The 15,498-nt window shown below is 66.0% G+C and carries 17 protein-coding genes and 1 pseudogene; 4 read left to right on the top strand and 14 right to left on the bottom strand.

Annotation, left to right across the window (positions count from 1 at the left end; translation table 11 throughout):
- Positions 1 to 18: 18 nt before the first annotated feature.
- The 5 genes and pseudogenes from AC4OR5_RS23905 to AC4OR5_RS23925 form a co-directional block, all read right to left on the bottom strand.
- Positions 19 to 287: pseudogene (locus AC4OR5_RS23905) on the bottom strand (hypothetical protein).
- Positions 288 to 309: 22 nt separating this feature from the next.
- The gene (yjiA, locus tag AC4OR5_RS23910) at positions 310 to 1,314 is read right to left on the bottom strand and encodes a GTPase (protein ID WP_003094852.1); all 1,005 of its coding nucleotides are present in this window, start codon (positions 1,312 to 1,314) and stop codon (positions 310 to 312) included.
- Positions 1,315 to 1,373: 59 nt separating this feature from the next.
- The gene (locus AC4OR5_RS23915; protein WP_003094856.1) at positions 1,374 to 1,577 is read right to left on the bottom strand and encodes a YbdD/YjiX family protein; all 204 of its coding nucleotides are present in this window, start codon (positions 1,575 to 1,577) and stop codon (positions 1,374 to 1,376) included.
- 48 nt (positions 1,578 to 1,625) lie between these two features.
- Positions 1,626 to 3,698, bottom strand: coding sequence for a carbon starvation CstA family protein (locus AC4OR5_RS23920; protein WP_491952848.1), 2,073 nt, complete (start codon positions 3,696 to 3,698; stop codon positions 1,626 to 1,628).
- Between the two features lie 338 nt (positions 3,699 to 4,036).
- On the bottom strand, positions 4,037 to 4,543 hold the full coding sequence (locus tag AC4OR5_RS23925; RefSeq protein WP_003094862.1) for a DUF3015 domain-containing protein: 507 nt from the start codon (positions 4,541 to 4,543) through the stop codon (positions 4,037 to 4,039).
- Between the two features lie 202 nt (positions 4,544 to 4,745).
- Here AC4OR5_RS23925 and mapZ point away from each other — a divergent pair, with 202 nt between their 5' ends.
- Positions 4,746 to 5,123, top strand: coding sequence for a cyclic di-GMP-binding protein MapZ (mapZ, locus tag AC4OR5_RS23930; protein ID WP_003094864.1), 378 nt, complete (start codon positions 4,746 to 4,748; stop codon positions 5,121 to 5,123).
- A gap of 6 nt (positions 5,124 to 5,129) precedes the next feature.
- Here mapZ and radA read toward each other — a convergent pair whose 3' ends face one another.
- Positions 5,130 to 6,491 (bottom strand): DNA repair protein RadA, encoded by a 1,362-nt coding sequence (gene radA, locus AC4OR5_RS23935; RefSeq protein ID WP_003094867.1) that lies wholly within the window; start codon positions 6,489 to 6,491, stop codon positions 5,130 to 5,132.
- A 109-nt stretch (positions 6,492 to 6,600) separates the two neighbouring features.
- Between radA and AC4OR5_RS23940 the strand changes: the two genes are divergently transcribed.
- A complete protein-coding gene (locus AC4OR5_RS23940; protein WP_003110876.1) occupies positions 6,601 to 7,035 on the top strand; it encodes a CopD family protein in 435 nt (144 codons plus the stop codon).
- A 61-nt stretch (positions 7,036 to 7,096) separates the two neighbouring features.
- Here the strand turns inward: AC4OR5_RS23940 and AC4OR5_RS23945 are convergent, their stop codons facing one another.
- The 4 genes from AC4OR5_RS23945 to AC4OR5_RS23960 all read right to left on the bottom strand — a co-directional run bounded on the left by AC4OR5_RS23945 (position 7,097) and on the right by AC4OR5_RS23960 (position 9,973).
- On the bottom strand, positions 7,097 to 7,351 hold the full coding sequence (locus AC4OR5_RS23945) for an HP1242/YdcH family protein (protein ID WP_003094873.1): 255 nt from the start codon (positions 7,349 to 7,351) through the stop codon (positions 7,097 to 7,099).
- 74 nt (positions 7,352 to 7,425) lie between these two features.
- A complete protein-coding gene (locus AC4OR5_RS23950) occupies positions 7,426 to 7,977 on the bottom strand; it encodes an ankyrin repeat domain-containing protein (protein ID WP_079391386.1) in 552 nt (183 codons plus the stop codon).
- A gap of 53 nt (positions 7,978 to 8,030) precedes the next feature.
- The gene (gene katB / locus AC4OR5_RS23955; protein WP_058161009.1) at positions 8,031 to 9,572 is read right to left on the bottom strand and encodes a catalase KatB; all 1,542 of its coding nucleotides are present in this window, start codon (positions 9,570 to 9,572) and stop codon (positions 8,031 to 8,033) included.
- Positions 9,569 to 9,973 carry a hypothetical protein gene (locus tag AC4OR5_RS23960; protein ID WP_191634666.1) on the bottom strand — a complete coding sequence of 135 codons (405 nt, stop codon included), beginning with the start codon at positions 9,971 to 9,973 and terminating at the stop codon, positions 9,569 to 9,571. Before AC4OR5_RS23960 ends, katB begins: the two co-directional genes overlap by 4 nt.
- 125 nt (positions 9,974 to 10,098) lie before the next feature.
- Between AC4OR5_RS23960 and mscL the strand changes: the two genes are divergently transcribed.
- A complete protein-coding gene (gene mscL / locus AC4OR5_RS23965) occupies positions 10,099 to 10,512 on the top strand; it encodes a large-conductance mechanosensitive channel protein MscL (RefSeq protein WP_003094890.1) in 414 nt (137 codons plus the stop codon).
- A 104-nt stretch (positions 10,513 to 10,616) separates the two neighbouring features.
- Here the strand turns inward: mscL and AC4OR5_RS23970 are convergent, their stop codons facing one another.
- Complete coding sequence (locus AC4OR5_RS23970; protein WP_003110878.1) at positions 10,617 to 11,393, bottom strand: ferredoxin--NADP reductase; 777 nt, start codon at positions 11,391 to 11,393, stop codon at positions 10,617 to 10,619.
- 106 nt (positions 11,394 to 11,499) lie between these two features.
- Positions 11,500 to 12,498 (bottom strand): DctP family TRAP transporter solute-binding subunit, encoded by a 999-nt coding sequence (locus AC4OR5_RS23975; RefSeq protein ID WP_058161008.1) that lies wholly within the window; start codon positions 12,496 to 12,498, stop codon positions 11,500 to 11,502.
- A gap of 327 nt (positions 12,499 to 12,825) precedes the next feature.
- Between AC4OR5_RS23975 and AC4OR5_RS23980 the strand changes: the two genes are divergently transcribed.
- Positions 12,826 to 13,950, top strand: coding sequence for a methyltransferase (locus AC4OR5_RS23980; RefSeq protein WP_003110879.1), 1,125 nt, complete (start codon positions 12,826 to 12,828; stop codon positions 13,948 to 13,950).
- On the opposite strand, the gene AC4OR5_RS23985 is transcribed toward AC4OR5_RS23980, so the two are convergent.
- Complete coding sequence (locus tag AC4OR5_RS23985) at positions 13,951 to 14,526, bottom strand: nucleotidyltransferase family protein (RefSeq protein ID WP_009316244.1); 576 nt, start codon at positions 14,524 to 14,526, stop codon at positions 13,951 to 13,953.
- On the bottom strand, positions 14,526 to 15,497 hold the full coding sequence (locus AC4OR5_RS23990) for an XdhC family protein (protein ID WP_023126599.1): 972 nt from the start codon (positions 15,495 to 15,497) through the stop codon (positions 14,526 to 14,528). The genes AC4OR5_RS23985 and AC4OR5_RS23990 overlap by 1 nt, the downstream gene beginning before the upstream one ends.
- Position 15,498: the final 1 nt, after the last annotated feature.

The following is a 15,498-nucleotide window of genomic DNA, read 5'->3' on the forward strand; positions in this document are numbered from 1 at the left end:
GGACGGCGCCGGGAAGCGTTATCGCCGATCCTCGACATGGATCACCGCCAAGGCCTCGGCATCCTCGCCCCGCCGGGAGCGTCCGTGCATGCCGACGAGCAGTTCGCCGGCGTGCCGCCCCGTACCGCTCCCCACTCGGCCAGCAATGCCCGCGCCTGAGCCGCGAGGTCCGGCTCCGGCTGCGTGAGGATCACGCAAGTGCCCTGGGCGAACAGCACCCAGGATTTGTCCGCGCCACGGATGCAGTCCCGCCAGGCGCCGATCAATGCGTCCCTGTCCATTTCCACGCTCCTTTGGCGTCGATGCGCCTCAGCGGCCTTCGACGATGCGTTCGAAGCCCTCGCGGATACTGTCCTCCGGCAGGTTGTCGCCGATGAACACGATCACGCTCTCGCGCGCCTCGTCGTCCCGCCACTCGCTATCCCAGTCGAAGCCGTAGAGTCGCAGCACGCCCTGGAACACCAGGCGACGCGGCTCGTCGGCGATGTTCAGCACGCCCTTGTAGCGCAGCAGGGAATTGCCATGCCACTGCAACAGGTCGTCCATGAACTCGCTCAGTCTTTCGAGATCGAGCGGCGTGTCGCTGCGCAGTACCAGGGTGCCGATGCGATCGCGGCTGTCCTTGGCTGCCACCGCTCGCAGCGGGCGCAGGCCGATGCCCGGACCGAGGTCGGCGTTGAGGTTGAAGCCACGTACGTCGAGCAGGTGCGCCAGGTCGATGCGACCGTGCTCGACCACATGCACCAGCGCCCTCCGGTTGATCCGTTGCAGGCGCTGGCCCAGGGCCTCGAAGGTGGCGGCGTCGACCAGGTCGGTCTTGCTCACCAGGATGCGGTCGGCGAAGCCGACCTGGGCCTGGGCGATGGTTTCCTGCAGGTGACGCTCGGCGTTGGCGGCGTCCACCAGGGTGATGATGCCGTCCAGCACGTAGCGCTGGCAGAGTTCCTCGTCGGCGAAGAAGGTCTGCGCCACCGGCGCCGGATCGGCCAGGCCGGTGCACTCGATCACCAGGCGGTCGAAGTCGATCTCGCCGTTGTCGCGGCGCTCCAGCAGGAGGAACAGGGCCTTTTCCAGGTCGGTGTTGATCGAGCAGCAGACACAGCCGTTGGACAGCGTCATCACCTGTACCGGCTCGACGCCGAGCAACTGGCCGTCGATCGGCGTCTCGCTGTACTCGTTCTCGATCACCGCGATCTTCATGCCGTGCTCGGCCTGCAGCAGGTACTTGAGCAGGGTGGTCTTGCCGGCGCCGAGGAAGCCGGTGAGCACGGTGACGGGGATCGGGGCGTGGTTGTCGTTGGCTACTTCGGACATGCGCAACTTCCAGAAAAGACGCGGGCCACGTCAGACGTGGCCCGCGGAAGGATGGGGATTCAGCAGCAGCGGATCGGCCGACCCTTGCCGCCACCGTAGCGCGCCTCCTGGCGCTCGCGGAAGAACTCCTCGTAGGTCATCACCGGCTTGTCCGGGTGCTTGTTGCGCATGTGCTCGACGTAAGTGTCGTAGTCGGGCATGCCGACCAGCATCCGGGCGGCCTGGCCCAGGTATTTGCCCATGCGGCTGAGGTCGTTGAACATGGCGAGTTCCTCGTTAAGGCTCCCCGGCGAACCGGGGAGCGCGGCCGGTCAGGCGTCGGGAATGGGCTCGAACGGGGTTTCCTTGTCGGTCCGCTCGCTCTTGCCCCAGGCCGCAATGCCGACCTTGATGGCGTAGAACAGTACGCTGAACACCACCAGCAGGAACAGCACGGTCAGACCGGCGTTGATGTAGGCGTTCAGCACCACGTGCTGCATCTGGCCGATATCCTTGGCCGGCGCCAGCACCTGGCCAGCATCCAGCGCGGTGGCGTACTTCTCGCCAAGGGCGACGAAGCCGACCGCCGGGTTGCTGTCGAAGATCTTGATCAGGCCCGCGGTGGTGGTGCAGATCAGCAGCCAGGCCGCCGGCAGGATGGTGACCCAGACATACTGCTGGCGCTTCATCTTGATCAGGACCACGGTGGCGAGCATCAGCGCGATGCCGGCGAGCATCTGGTTGGAAATGCCGAACAGCGGCCACAGGGTATTGATCCCGCCCAGCGGGTCGACCACGCCCTGGTACAGCAGCCAGCCCCACAGCGCCACGCAGCCGCCGGTGCCGATGATGTTGGCGGTCCACGACTCGGTCTTCTTCAGCGCCGGCACGAAGTTGCCCAGCAGGTCCTGCAGCATGAAGCGCCCGGCACGGGTGCCGGCGTCCACCGCGGTGAGGATGAACAAGGCCTCGAAGAGGATCGCGAAGTGGTACCAGAAGGCCATGGTGTTCTCGCCCGGCAGCACCTGGTGGAGGATGTGCGCGATCCCCACCGCCAGGGTCGGCGCGCCGCCGGCACGGGCCAGGATGGTGGTCTCGCCGATGTCCTGGGCGGTCTGGGTGAGTTGCTCCGGCGTGATAGCGAAGCCCCAGCTGCTGACGGTCGCGGCCACCGCGTTGACGTCGGCGCCGACCACCGCCGGCGGGCTGTTCATGGCGAAGTAGATGCCCGGCTCGATCACCGAGGCGGCGACCATCGCCATGATCGCCACGAAGGACTCCATCAGCATCCCGCCGTAGCCGATGTAGCGGGCGTCGGGCTCGCGGTTGAGCAGCTTCGGCGTGGTCCCCGAGGAGATCAGCGCGTGGAAGCCGGACACCGCGCCGCAGGCGATGGTGATGAACAGGAACGGGAACAGGCTGCCTTTCCAGACCGGGCCGGTGCCGTCGGTGAACTGGGTCAGGGCCGGCATCTTCAGTTCCGGCATGACGATCAGGATGCCGATCGCCAGGCCGATGATGGTGCCGATCTTGAGGAAGGTCGACAGGTAGTCGCGCGGCGCCAGCAGCAGCCACACCGGCAGTACCGAGGCGACGGCGCCGTAGCCGATCAGCATCCAGGTGATCTGGATTCCACTGAAGGTGAAATGCGGCGCCCATTCCGGACTGGCCGCGACCTGCCCGCCGAGCCAGATCGAACCGAGCAGGAGGAACACCCCGATGATCGAGATCTCGCCGATCCGGCCGGGGCGGATGAAGCGCATGTAGACGCCCATGAACAGCGCGATGGGAATGGTCGCGAGGACGGTGAACATGCCCCAGGGGCTGTCGGCCAGAGCCTTCACCACGATCAGCGCGAGCACCGCGAGGATGATGATCATGATCAGGAAGGCGCCGAACAGCGCGATGGTCCCGGCCACCTGGCCCATTTCCTCGCGCACCAGCTCGCCCAGCGAGCGGCCGTTGCGGCGGCTGGAGATGAACAGGACCATGAAGTCCTGCACCGCGCCGGCGAGGACTACGCCGGCGATCAGCCAGAGGGTGCCGGGCAGGTAGCCCATCTGCGCGGCAAGGACCGGACCGACCAGCGGACCGGCACCGGCGATGGCGGCGAAGTGGTGGCCGAAGAGGATGTGCTTGTTGGTCGGGACGTAGTCCAGGCCATCGTTGTTGAGTACCGCGGGAGTGGCGCGGTTGGGGTCCAGTTGCATCACCTTGCTGGCGATGAACAGGCTGTAGTAACGGTAGGCGACCAGGTAGATGGCCACCGCCGCCACCACGATCCACAAGGCGTTGATCGCTTCGCCACGACGCAGGGCGACGACGCCCAGGGCCGCGGCGCCCACGATCGCCACCACCAGCCAGGCGAGGTGACGTAGCAGGCTATTGTTATTGTTATTGTTCATAGTGTTTGGCTTCCGACAGATGGAGGGCGCAGTTCTGCAGCGAAAATTCTAGCCGCGAACCGACCAGGGGTCATACGACCTTAGTCTAGAGCGGTTACCGCGCGATGGCGGTAGGCGCAATGTCGCAGGAATCCGCCGGAAAAGTCCATGGCCGACAAGGGCCGGCCAGGCGAAAACACTTCGGCGCGGCCTTGCCCTCTCCGTAGGAAGCCGCCCTGGGAAAACGCCGTATGCCCAAGCCGTTCGTCTGCCGTGGCAACGAAGGCGGCAACCTCCGGCGGGCAGGCCGCGCACACGAAAAAGCCCGCCGTAGCGGGCTCTTTCCTGGGCCTGAGGTCTCAGGCCGGTTGCTTGGCGTAGCGCGCCAGGGTGCCGTCGCGACTCATCACCGCCAGGGTGTTGCTCAGGACCTGCTCGCCCGTCGCATCCTTGCTCGCGAAGATCTCGCCGAAGTGCTGCTGGGTGACCTGGGCGAAGTGCGCCCGGTCCTTGGCTTCCACGCCGAGCAGCACGGCATAGGCGTCGAGCGCTTCGCCCTGGCCCTTGGCCATGTCCTCGGCGATGTTGTCGAGCATCCCGTTCATGGCGAAGATCGAGCGGCCGCCGTAGCCCAGGCGTGCATTGGTGTTGCAACCGTTGGTCCCGGAGGTCATGCCGAAGGTGGCGTTGCCCGAGGTACCGTTGGTGGTGGTGGCCAGCAGGTGCGGGAACAGGCCGCGCTGGCCCTCGAACACCATGTTGCCCCAACCACAGCCATTACCGCCTGCCGCGTCGGCGTGTGCCGTCATGCTGCCCAGGCTCAGCAGCCCCAGAACCAACCCCTTGCTCAAAAGTCGCTTGTCCATGTCTGCGCTCCGCAGTTGTATTTTGGAGAAAAACGCTTTAGCAGCTTTGGCGAGACTTGACGAACTGTCAAACTCGGACACATGCCGCCGATCCAGCCGCACAGGCGGGGACGGACGGCACCGCCGATCGAATTCCGCCACTTCCCCGCCGGCATGGCTTGGCTATAGTGGTATCCAGCAGCGCGCACCGAGGGATCGCGACATGAGTGACCAGCACGACGAACGTCGACGTTTCCACCGGATCGCCTTCGACGCCGACAGCGAGATCCTCCAGGGCGAACGGCGCTGGGAGGTCTTGCTCCACGACGTCTCCCTGCACGGCATCCTGGTCGGCCAGCCGCAGGACTGGAACGGCGACCCGCAACGGCCCTTCGAGGCCCGCCTGTACCTGGGCCTGGATGTACTGATCCGCATGGAGATCAGCCTGGCCTGGGCTCGCGACGGCCTGCTCGGCTTCGAATGCCAGCACATCGACCTCGACTCCATCAGCCACCTGCGCCGCCTGGTGGAACTGAACCTGGGCGACGAGGAACTCCTCGAGCGCGAGCTGGCCCTGCTGGTCAGCGCCCACGACGACTGAGGCGGATCACTCGAAGAGGGCGTCCAGGGCCTGCTCGAGGCGCGTCACGGCGATCACCTGCAATCCCGCCGGCGCCTCCTTCGGCGCGTTGCCGAGGGGTACGATGGCACGCTTGAAACCATGCTTGCCGGCTTCCTTCAGGCGCTCCTGGCCGCTCGGCACCGGACGCACCTCGCCGGACAGCCCGACCTCGCCGAACACCAGCAGGTCGTGCGGCAGCGGGCGGTTGCGCAGGCTGGACATCACCGCCGCCATCAACGCCAGGTCGGAGGCGGTTTCCAGCACCTTGACCCCACCCACCACGTTGAGGAACACGTCCTGGTCGTAGGTCGGGATCCCGCCGTGCCGGTGCAGCACCGCCAGCAGCATCGCCAGGCGGTTCTGGTCGAGGCCCAGGGTCACCCGCCGCGGATTCGCCAGGTGACTGGTGTCGACCAGCGCCTGGACCTCCACCAGCATCGGCCGCGAGCCTTCCCAGGTGGCCATCACCACGCTGCCGGGCACCGCTTCCTGGGCCCGCGTGAGGAAGATCGCCGAAGGGTTGCTCACTTCCTTCAGGCCTTTGTCGGTCATGCCGAACACTCCCAGCTCGTTGACCGCGCCGAAGCGGTTCTTCACTGCCCGCAGCAGGCGCAGGCGGCCGTCTGACTCGCCTTCGAAATACAGTACGGTGTCGACCATGTGTTCGAGCACCCGCGGGCCGGCCAGGGCGCCTTCCTTGGTCACGTGGCCGACCAGGAAGATCGCCGTACCGCTCTGCTTGGCATAGCGCACCAGCATCGCGGCGCTCTCGCGGACCTGGGCGACGCCGCCCGGCGCCGATTGCAACTGCTCGGTGAAGATGGTCTGGATCGAGTCGATCACCATCACCCGAGGCTGCTCCTGGCGCGCGGTGGCGATGATGGTCTCGATGCTGGTCTCGGTCATCACCTTGAGCTTGTCTTCCGGCAACGACAGGCGCCGCGCGCGCATCGCCACCTGCTGCTGGGATTCCTCGCCGGTGACGTACAGCGCCGGGACGCGGCTGGCCAAGTTGCAAAGGGTCTGCAGGAGAATGGTCGACTTGCCGATGCCGGGATCGCCGCCGATCAGCACCACCGAACCGTCCACCAGGCCGCCGCCGAGAACCCGGTCCAGTTCGGTGGAACCGGTCGTGAAGCGCGGCATTTCCTCGACACTGACCTCCGCCAGGGTCTTCAGGTTGGCCTGCTGGCCGGCCCAGCCGCCGCGCCCGGAGCCGCTCGGCGCGGCCTCGACGACGGTCTCCACCAGGGTGTTCCAGGCCCCGCAGTCCGCGCACTGGCCGGCCCATTTCGGGAAGGTCGCGCCACACTCGGTGCAGCCGTACATGCGCTTGGCCTTGGCCATGGGAGCTCCTCTCGCGGGCAAAGCGCAGATGATAGCCGCTGGCTTGATTCCGATCAGCCTCGATCGACCGCGCTTCGCGCGACACTGATGGCCGGACAAGGAGACTTCCATGCGCACACTGCTGTTCCTGCACCTGCTGGGTGCCGCGATCTGGGTCGGCGGCCACCTGGTCCTGGCCCTCGGCATCCTCCCCGGCGCCCTGCGCCGCCGCGATCCCCAGGCGATCCGCGCCTTCGAGCAGGTCTACGAGCGGATCGGCATCCCCGCCCTGCTGCTGCAGGTGGTCAGCGGCCTGTGGCTGGCCAGCCTGTGGCTGCCGTTCGACCACTGGTTCGGCGCCACGCCGGTGGCCCGTGCCCTGCAGCTCAAGCTGCTGCTCCTGGCGGCGACCGCCGCCCTGGGCGTGCATGCGCGCCTGCGCCTGATCCCGAACCTGGACGCCGAGAGCCTGCCGAAGCTGGGCTGGCACATCGCCGCGATCACCCTGGTGGGCCTGTGTTTCGTCGCGGTCGGACAGAGTTTCCGTTTCGGCGGCGCCTTCTGAGCATGCCCACATGAAAAAGGGCGCCGGAGGCGCCCTTTTTCATACCGTTGTCGTGAATGAATCAATGGCCTTTTCCGTTGGCCTTCCTCAGCCTCTCGGCGATTTCGTCCTTGAGTTGCACCCGTTGCTGCTTCAACCCCTGCAGCGCCAGGTCGTCGAGGGGTTCGCGACCGCCCTCGACCTCGTAGATGCGCTTGTCGAGGCTCTCATAGTCCGTCGCCAGGCGAGTGAAGTGGGCGTCGTTGCCATGAAGTTGCTTCAGTTCGGCATGAAAATCCGGAAACTCCCGGGAAAGCGGATGTTGCTCGAGCGGCATGACGGACCTCCTCTGACGTTGTATACGACACCTCCAGACTAGCCCAGCAGGCCTCCTCCGAACATTGCCCCCGATCACTTCGCCGCCGCAGTGCCGTTCAGTTCGCCGCGTCGCAGGCTTTCCACGCTGTTGCCCAGCGCATCGCGGGCGCCAAGGTCGGCACCGCGCGCCGACAGCGCCTGGAGCAGCTCCTCGCGCTTGAACAGCGCCGCGTACATGGCCGCGGTCTGCCCTGCGCCGTTGCGCTGGTCGGGGCTGCATTGCGCGCCGATCAGGCGCCGGGCGATACGGACCTCGCCCTTGAAGATGGCGCCCATCAGGGCGGTGTTACCGCGCGCATCCTGGACGCAGGGGTCGGCACCGGCATCCAGCAATTGTTCCACCGCTCCGCCATGGCCGTGGTAGGCGGCCAGGATCAGCCCGGTATAGCCCTTGGCATCCTGCACATCGAGGTCGAAGCCGGCCTCGACGAATTCCTTCAGCATGGCCTGGTCACCGCGTCGGGCGGCATCGAAGAAGTAGTCGCGCAATCGCGCTTCGACCTCGACCCCATGCACCTCGCCAGCCTGCGCGGCCAGCGCCGCGAGCAGCAAGCCTGCCAGAATCCAACCTCGCATCGTCGTCATCTCCCGCCAAACCGATAGAGGAAGGGCGGCCTGGATGGCCGCCCCGGTTGCGATCAATCCTGGAGCTTCGCCGCCAGTTGCCGGACGCGCTGCAGATCGGCTCCAGCCACCTTGGCCAGGCCCGTACCGTAGTCGCTGTCAGCCTTGTAGAAGTAGGAAAGCATGATGTACTTGCTCTCGTCGTCGGTGATCGCCAACGCCCCGCCGAGACTGGCGATCAGGTCGGCCTGGTCCTTCTTGCCGTAGGAGCGGAACAGCTCGCCGGTCTGCTTGAAGTTCTGCTCGCGCTGGATCTTCGCCTGCTGGGTGGTGCCGCTCAGCGGGGTCCGCACGTAGCGGGCGCTGGCCTGCTCCTCGCGCGGATCGAGTCGGCTCGGCTGGTAGTTCACCCCGCTGGTACTGTGTCCGGCGTTCAGCGCGCCGTCCTGGTTGACGGTATTGACCTCGCTGCGCGGGCGGTTGACCGGCAGGCCCAGGCCGTTGGCGCCGACCCGGTACATCTGGGTGTCGGCGTAGGCGAACAGCCGTCCCTGGAGCAGGCGATCCTCGGAAGGCTCGATGCCCGGCACCAGGTTCGACGGTGCCATGGCGACCTGTTCGGTTTCCTGGAAGAAGTTGTCGACGTTGCGGTTCAGCACCATCTGGCCGATCTTGCGCTCGGGAATGCCCGGCCAGATCTTGGTCGCGTCCAGCGGATCGAAGTCGAATTTCGCCAGGTCCTCGGGCTTGAGCACCTGGATGTACAGGTCCCATTTCGGGAAGTCGCCCTTCCGGATCGCGCTCACCAGGTCATTGGTCATGTGGCTGTAGTCGCGACCCTGGACTTCCGCCACCTGTTTCGGATCGAGGTTCTTCTGGCCCTGCAGGCTCTTCCAGTGGAACTTCACGTAGTGCACTTCGCCCCTGGCGTTGACCAGCTTGTAGGCATGCACGCTGTTGCCGTCCATTTCCCGGTAGCTGGCCGGGGTGCCCTCGTTGGAATACAGCAGGGTCAGGGTGCGGGTCGCCTCCGGCACGTGGGAGAAGAAATCGAAGCGTCGCGAGTCGTCGTCGAGGTTGCTGCGCGGGTCCGGCTTGAAGGCATGGACCATGTCCGGGAACTTGATCGCATCGCGGATGAAGAAGGTCGGGAAGTTGTTGCCCACCAGGTCCCAATTGCCGTCTGCGGTATAGAACTTGGTGGCGAAACCGCGCGGATCGCGCAGGGTCTCCGGGGAGTGGTTGCCGTGCACCACAGCGGAGAAGCGCACGAATACCGGGGTCTTCTCGCCCTTGCGGAAGACCTTGGCCATGCTCAGGTCGCTGATATCGGCGCTGGCGACGAACTCGCCATGGGCGCCGGTGCCGCGGGCATGCACCACGCGTTCGGGAATGCGCTCGCGGTCGAAACGTTGCAACTTCTGCAGCAGTTGCACGTCCTGCAGCAGCACCGAACCGTTGGGCCCGGCGGTCTGCGAGTTCTGGTTGTCGCCCACTGGCGCACCGTTGTCACGGGTCAGGGTCGCGGCCTGCACGGACAGCGACAGGAGGCAGGCGGTCAGGCTTGCCGCCACCAGCAGGCGGCCGGGACGGAAGGCGTTCAGGGAAGGGTTCATGGAAGAGCTCCTAATGGCTTGTCAGGCGTCTTGTTGCGCCCGACCAAGGTAAGGAGCGCCGCCGGCGACGCTAAATTGAAAAACCTCACCGCGCCGATTAGGAATATCAATGCGCCCATGAATCGCAAAAAGAAATAAAAAAGACCGCCAGCCGAAGAAAGCCCGCGCTGATGCACCAGGCACTCCCAGTCCGCTCGCCGGTAAACGAGTTCACCTTCGTTATTTGCCTGCGAAGTTAGGTCGGAGAACCTCGCCACTCCAACTTCAACTTCCGGCATCTGCATGGCGCAGTTCAAAGTTGCCGAAGTTGCTTTGTCTTCTTTCTTGGCGAATTCCTGAAAATCGACATGAGTGTAATGTTTTTCCTCTAAACTTCGATTCTCCCACAAGACCCGACGCAAACGTATGCCTTGCGAATTTTCGCGTTGCCGGGGGGAACCAACACACCAATCTTCCAGCCTGAGCAACTTGCCGAAGGCTGCATTAGACTGCCTTTACCTATTAGCGAAATACAGGGAGTGAACCCATGGGTCTTCTGAGTGAATTCAAAGCCTTTGCCGTCAAGGGCAATGTCGTGGATATGGCTGTCGGTATCATCATCGGCGCGGCCTTCGGCAAGATCGTCTCGTCCTTCGTGGGCGATGTGATCATGCCGCCGATCGGACTGCTGATCGGCGGAGTCGACTTCTCCGACCTGGCGATAACATTGAAGGCCGCCGAAGGCGACGTGCCGGCGGTGGTGCTGGCCTATGGCAAGTTCATTCAGACCATACTCGACTTCGTCATCGTGGCCTTCGCCATCTTCATGGGGGTCAAGGCGATCAACCGCCTCAAGCGCGAAGAAGCCGTCGCGCCGTCCGAACCGCCAGTGCCGAGTGCCGAGGAAACCCTGCTGACCGAGATCCGCGACCTGCTGAAAGCCCAGCAGAACAAGTCGTGATCGCGTCGGCGGAACAATGAAAAAGGGCCCGAACGGGCCCTTTTTCATTGCCGGACAACAGGCCGGGCGGCGGCGCTATCCGCCGCTACTCCGCGGGCACGCACCTACCAGTAGTTCTCCACCGCCACCTGCCCCGGGCGCCGGGTCAGACTGAGGTTCATGCCGCGAGCCTTCAGCACGGCGCGGGTGTCCTCGATCATCTGCGGGTTGCCGCAGAGCATCACCCGCGAATGCTCCGGGGTCAGTTCCAGGTCGGCGGCACGCTCCAGATCGCCGTTCTCGATCAGCGTGGTGATACGTCCGTTCAGGCAACCGGGTACCTGCTCGCGGGTCACCACCGGGATGAACTGCAGCTTGTGGGCATGCTCGGCCAGGTATTCGCGCTCGGCGAGGCCGGCGATCAGCTCGCGGTAGGCCAGCTCCTTGCTCTCACGCACGCTGTAGACCAGCTTGATGCTTTCGAAGCGCTCCCAGACCTCGAAGTCCTGCAGGATCGAGACGAACGGCGCCACACCGGTACCGGTGGCCAGCAGCCAAAGGTCACGACCATCCACGAAGCGGTCGAGGGTGAGGAAGCCGAAGGCCTGGCGATCGACCAGCAACTGGTCGCCCTCGCGCAGGCGGCTGAGTTCGCTGGTGAACTCGCCGTCCGGGACGACGATGGAAAAGAAGTCGAGGAATTCGTCATGAGGCGCCGAAACCATCGAGTAGGCGCGCCAGACGATACTGCCGCTGGGCTTGTACACGCCGAGCCGGGCGAATTGCCCGGCGCGGAACCGGAATCCCGCGTCGCGGCTGGTACGCAGGGTGAACAGGTTGGGAGTCAGAGGCTGCACGTCGAGCAGCGTCTGGCGGGTGAATTTCTCTTCGCTGGCGGTCATGGTCCGCTCCGGATACCGATACTCCCCTAGTGTCCCGCAAAGCACCCGGCAGAAACACCCGCAAGGCTTGTGGCTATCCCCGCTGACGGGAATAGCCAGCGGCCGATCAGCGCTTGCGGTTGACCACCTGGGCCGCACGCAGCACGTCGCTGCCGATCTGCGCCTCGTAGTTCTTCCACAGCGGCTTCATGGCGTTGCGCCAGGCCTCGTGCTCTTCCGCGCTGAGGCTGACCAGACGGCTCTTGCCGGCGGCCAGCAGGTGCTCGCGCTCCTTCTGGTTGAGCGCTTCGGCTTCCTTGTTCACCACCAGGGTGACCTCGTCGACGATGCTCTCCAGTTCGGTGCGGGTCTGGTAGGGGATGCTGGTCCAGAATGCCGAGCTGGTGATCAGCATGTAGCTGAGCGCACCGTGATCGGTCTCGGTGATGTACGGCTGCACGCTGTCGATCTTCTGTCCGGCGAGGTTCGACCAGGTGTTCTCGGTGCCCTGCACGCTGCCGGCCTGCATGGCCTTGAGGGTCTCGGCGTAGGACAACTGCTTGGCGGTGGCGCCGAGCATGGCGAACTGCGCTTCCAGCACCGACGACGGCTGGATACGGAAGACCAGGCCCTTGGCATCGTCCGGCCGGTGCAGCTCGCGAGTGGCGGAAAGCTGCTTCATGCCGTTGTTCCAGTAGGCCAGGCCATAGATACCGTGCTTGGCCATGGAGCGCAGCAGTTCGCGGCTCTTGTCGCGCTTCTGGAAACGCTTCAGGGCCTCCAGGTCATCGAACAGGAACGGCAGGTCGAACACCTGGAGTTGCTTGGTATAGGGCTCGAACTTGGACAGTGAGGTGGCCAGCATCTGCACCTTGTTGGCGCGCAGGGCCTCGATCTCGTCGGCGTCGCCGAACAGCGTCGAGTTGGGGTAGACCTCGACCTTGACCTTGCCCGGCAGACGCTCCTCGGCAAGCTTCTTGAACAACAGCGCCCCCTTGCCCTTGGGCGTGTCGTCGGAGACCACATGGGAGAACTTGATCACGATCGGGCCGGCGTCCTCGGCATGGGCGACGGCGGAAACGGCGAACAGTGCGGCGAGCGCCACACCGACAAACGGCTTGAACATCGATGTACCTGTGCGATGGCAACGACGAGCCCCGCGACGGCTCGCACGGGTCTCGTTCGGGAAACGGGTTGGGTGACGGTCACCGCTCGAAGTGGCGAAGGCGCCCGTCCAGGCGCTACCGGGTCATGACAGGCGCTATCGAAGCCCTAGCCCGGTTATTATTGGCGTGCCCGGCTGGATGACTCGTCGGTAAGGAAACGACTAACCAGAGCCGGGTAAAGAATTTTTCGGCATATCCGTGTGCCGCACAAGCTGGAGAACTCCAACCAGCTCTCAGTTTCGACAGATTGTTAATTGACGAGCGGGATTCGCCCCGCCGGGAACCCGATGCCTCTATTCGCCACCCCCTTCGCCCAGCTCGATCTGGTCCGCCAGCCCGAGCAGGACGGCGAGCCCCTCCAGGCGTTCGACGCCGCCGACGAATACCTGCTCAACCAGTTGCACGAACGGGGCGTGACGGCGCAATGCCGGGTGCTGGTCCTCAACGACGCCTTCGGCGCCCTCGCCGCGAGCCTGGCGCCGCACGTCCAGGTCACCAGCAGCGGCGATTCGCACCTGGGCTTCCTTGCCCTGCGCAAGAACCTCGCGCGCAACGGCCTCGACCTGGGCTCGGTGCGCTTCGTCCCGGCCAGCGAAACCGCCGTGGGGCCTTTCGATCACGTGCTGGTCAAGGTGCCGAAGACCCTCGCGTTGCTGGAGGAGCAACTGATCCGCCTGCACGGCCAACTGGCACCGGGCGCGCAGGTCGTCGCCGCGGGGATGGTCAAGCACTTGCCACGCGCCGCCGGCGACCTGCTGGAACGCTACATCGGCCCGATGCACGCTTCGCTGGCGGTGAAGAAGGCCCGCCTGCTGATCGCCGAGGCAGCGGAGCGCCCGCAACCGCGCTCGCCCTATCCGACCCGCTATCGCCTGGAGCAGCCGCCGCTGACGCTGCTCAACCACGCCAACGTATTCTGCCGAGAAGGTCTCGACATCGGCACCCGCGCCTTCCTCCCGCACCTGCCACGCAGCCTCGGCGCGCTACGCGCCGCCGACCTGGGCTGCGGCAACGGGGTGCTCGGCATCGCCTACGCGCTGCTCAACCCGCAGGCCGAGCTGACCCTGGTGGATGAGTCGTACATGGCCGTGCAGTCGGCACGGGAAAACTGGCAAGCAGCGCTGGGCGAGCGGCCGGCGACGTTCCGCGCCGACGATGGCCTGGCCGGCCAGGCGGCGGGCTCGCTGGACCTGGTCCTGTGCAACCCGCCGTTCCACCAGCAGCAGGTGGTCGGCGACTTCCTCGCCTGGCGCATGTTTCTCCAGGCTCGCGATGCCCTGGCGGCGGGCGGCGAACTGTGGATCGTCGGCAACCGCCACCTGGGCTACCACGCCAAGCTCAAGCGGCTGTTCCGCGGGGTCGAGCAGGTCGCGGCGAATCCGAAGTTCGTGATCCTGAAAGCGGGAAAATAGTCAGCCGAGCGCCGCCGGGGTGTCCACGTCGCGGAGTACGCCCGGATCGTCGCACGGTACCTCGCGCCAGGCCGGACGATGGGCCAGCAGCACGCGGCGCGCGCCCTGGTCGCCGTCCAGTTGCGCAAGCGCGTCCCAGAAAGCGCGGCCGAACAGCACCGGATGACCGCGCTGGCCGTCGTACAGGGGAAACACGATGGCTTCGGGAGTGGCCATCGCGGCCAGACGCTCGAGGGTATCGGCGGCGATCCAGGGCATGTCGCCGAGCAGGACGGCGATGGCCCGGGCCGGGCTGTTCCTCGCCGCCGCGACGCCGGCGGCCAGGCTGTGGCCCATGCCCGACGAGGCGTCGAGGCTGTGGACAAGCCGCTGTTGCGCCGGCAGGCCCAGGCTCGCCGGGGTCTCTCCAGCACGCACCACCACCCGCACCTCGGCGAACGCCTCGCGCGCCCGCGCCACGCTGGCCGCCAGCAGGGTCGTGCCATCAGCCAGCCGCGCCAGGCGCTTGTCGCTGCCGAAACGGCGCCCCTGCCCGGCCGCCAGGACCAGGCACAGCACCTCGTCGGCGGCGACCATCAGAGCCGCTCGCGGGGAATGCCGTTGCGGATGCGAAGAATGTCCGCCAGCACCGCCAGGGCGATTTCCGCCGGCGTCTTGCTCCCCAGGTTGAGGCCGATCGGCGCGTGGATCCGCGCCAGTTCGGCGTCGCCCAGGCCGCCGATGCGCCGCAGGCGCTCGAAGCGTTTCTCCGAGGTCGCCCGCGACCCCATCACGCCGATATAGAAGGCTTCGGTACGCACCGCCTCGAGCATCGCCAGGTCGTCGATCTTCGGATCGTGGGTCAACGCCACCACCGCCGTATCGGCGTGGCAACCGCCGTCGGCGATGAACAGCGAGGGCAGCTCACGACGGATCTCGATGCCCTCCAGCAGCACGCCGCGCAAGGCTTCTTCGCGCGGGTCGCAGAGGATCACCTCGAAGCCCAGGCCCTTGCCGAACTCGGCGCAGGCATGGGCGACGCTGGAATAGCCGGCCAGCAACAGGCGCTGGGCGGCACCGACGCGCAGGCGCACGCGCTCGCCGTCGCGTTCCGCCCGTGGGCCGTGGCTGGAATCGTCGCGCAGGCTGCGCGCGCCGCTGCCCAGTTCGACCTCGCGGAGCAGGCGGCGCTGGCCAAGCAACGCCGACTCCAGCTCGCGCAGATGGGCCTGGACGTCGCAGTCCGGCGCCAGGTTTTCCACCAGTACGTCGAGGATGCCGCCGCAGGGCAGGCGGACGTTCGAGTTCGGGTCGTCACCCTCGCCGTAGCGCACGATCACCGAGGGCTCGGGGAAACCGCCGGCGGCGACCCGTTCGAGGAAATCATCCTCGACGCAGCCGCCGGACAGCGAGCCGATCCAGTGGCCGTTGGCGTTCACCGCCAGCAGCGATCCCGGCGCACGGGGCGCCGAGCCGTAGGTCGTGAGCACGGTACAGAACCACACCCGTTCGCCGCCCACGGACCACTTCAGCGCCTGGCGGACCACCTGTAGATCGAGGTGTTGCACG

This window comes from Pseudomonas sp. YA1 (assembly GCF_058680555.1).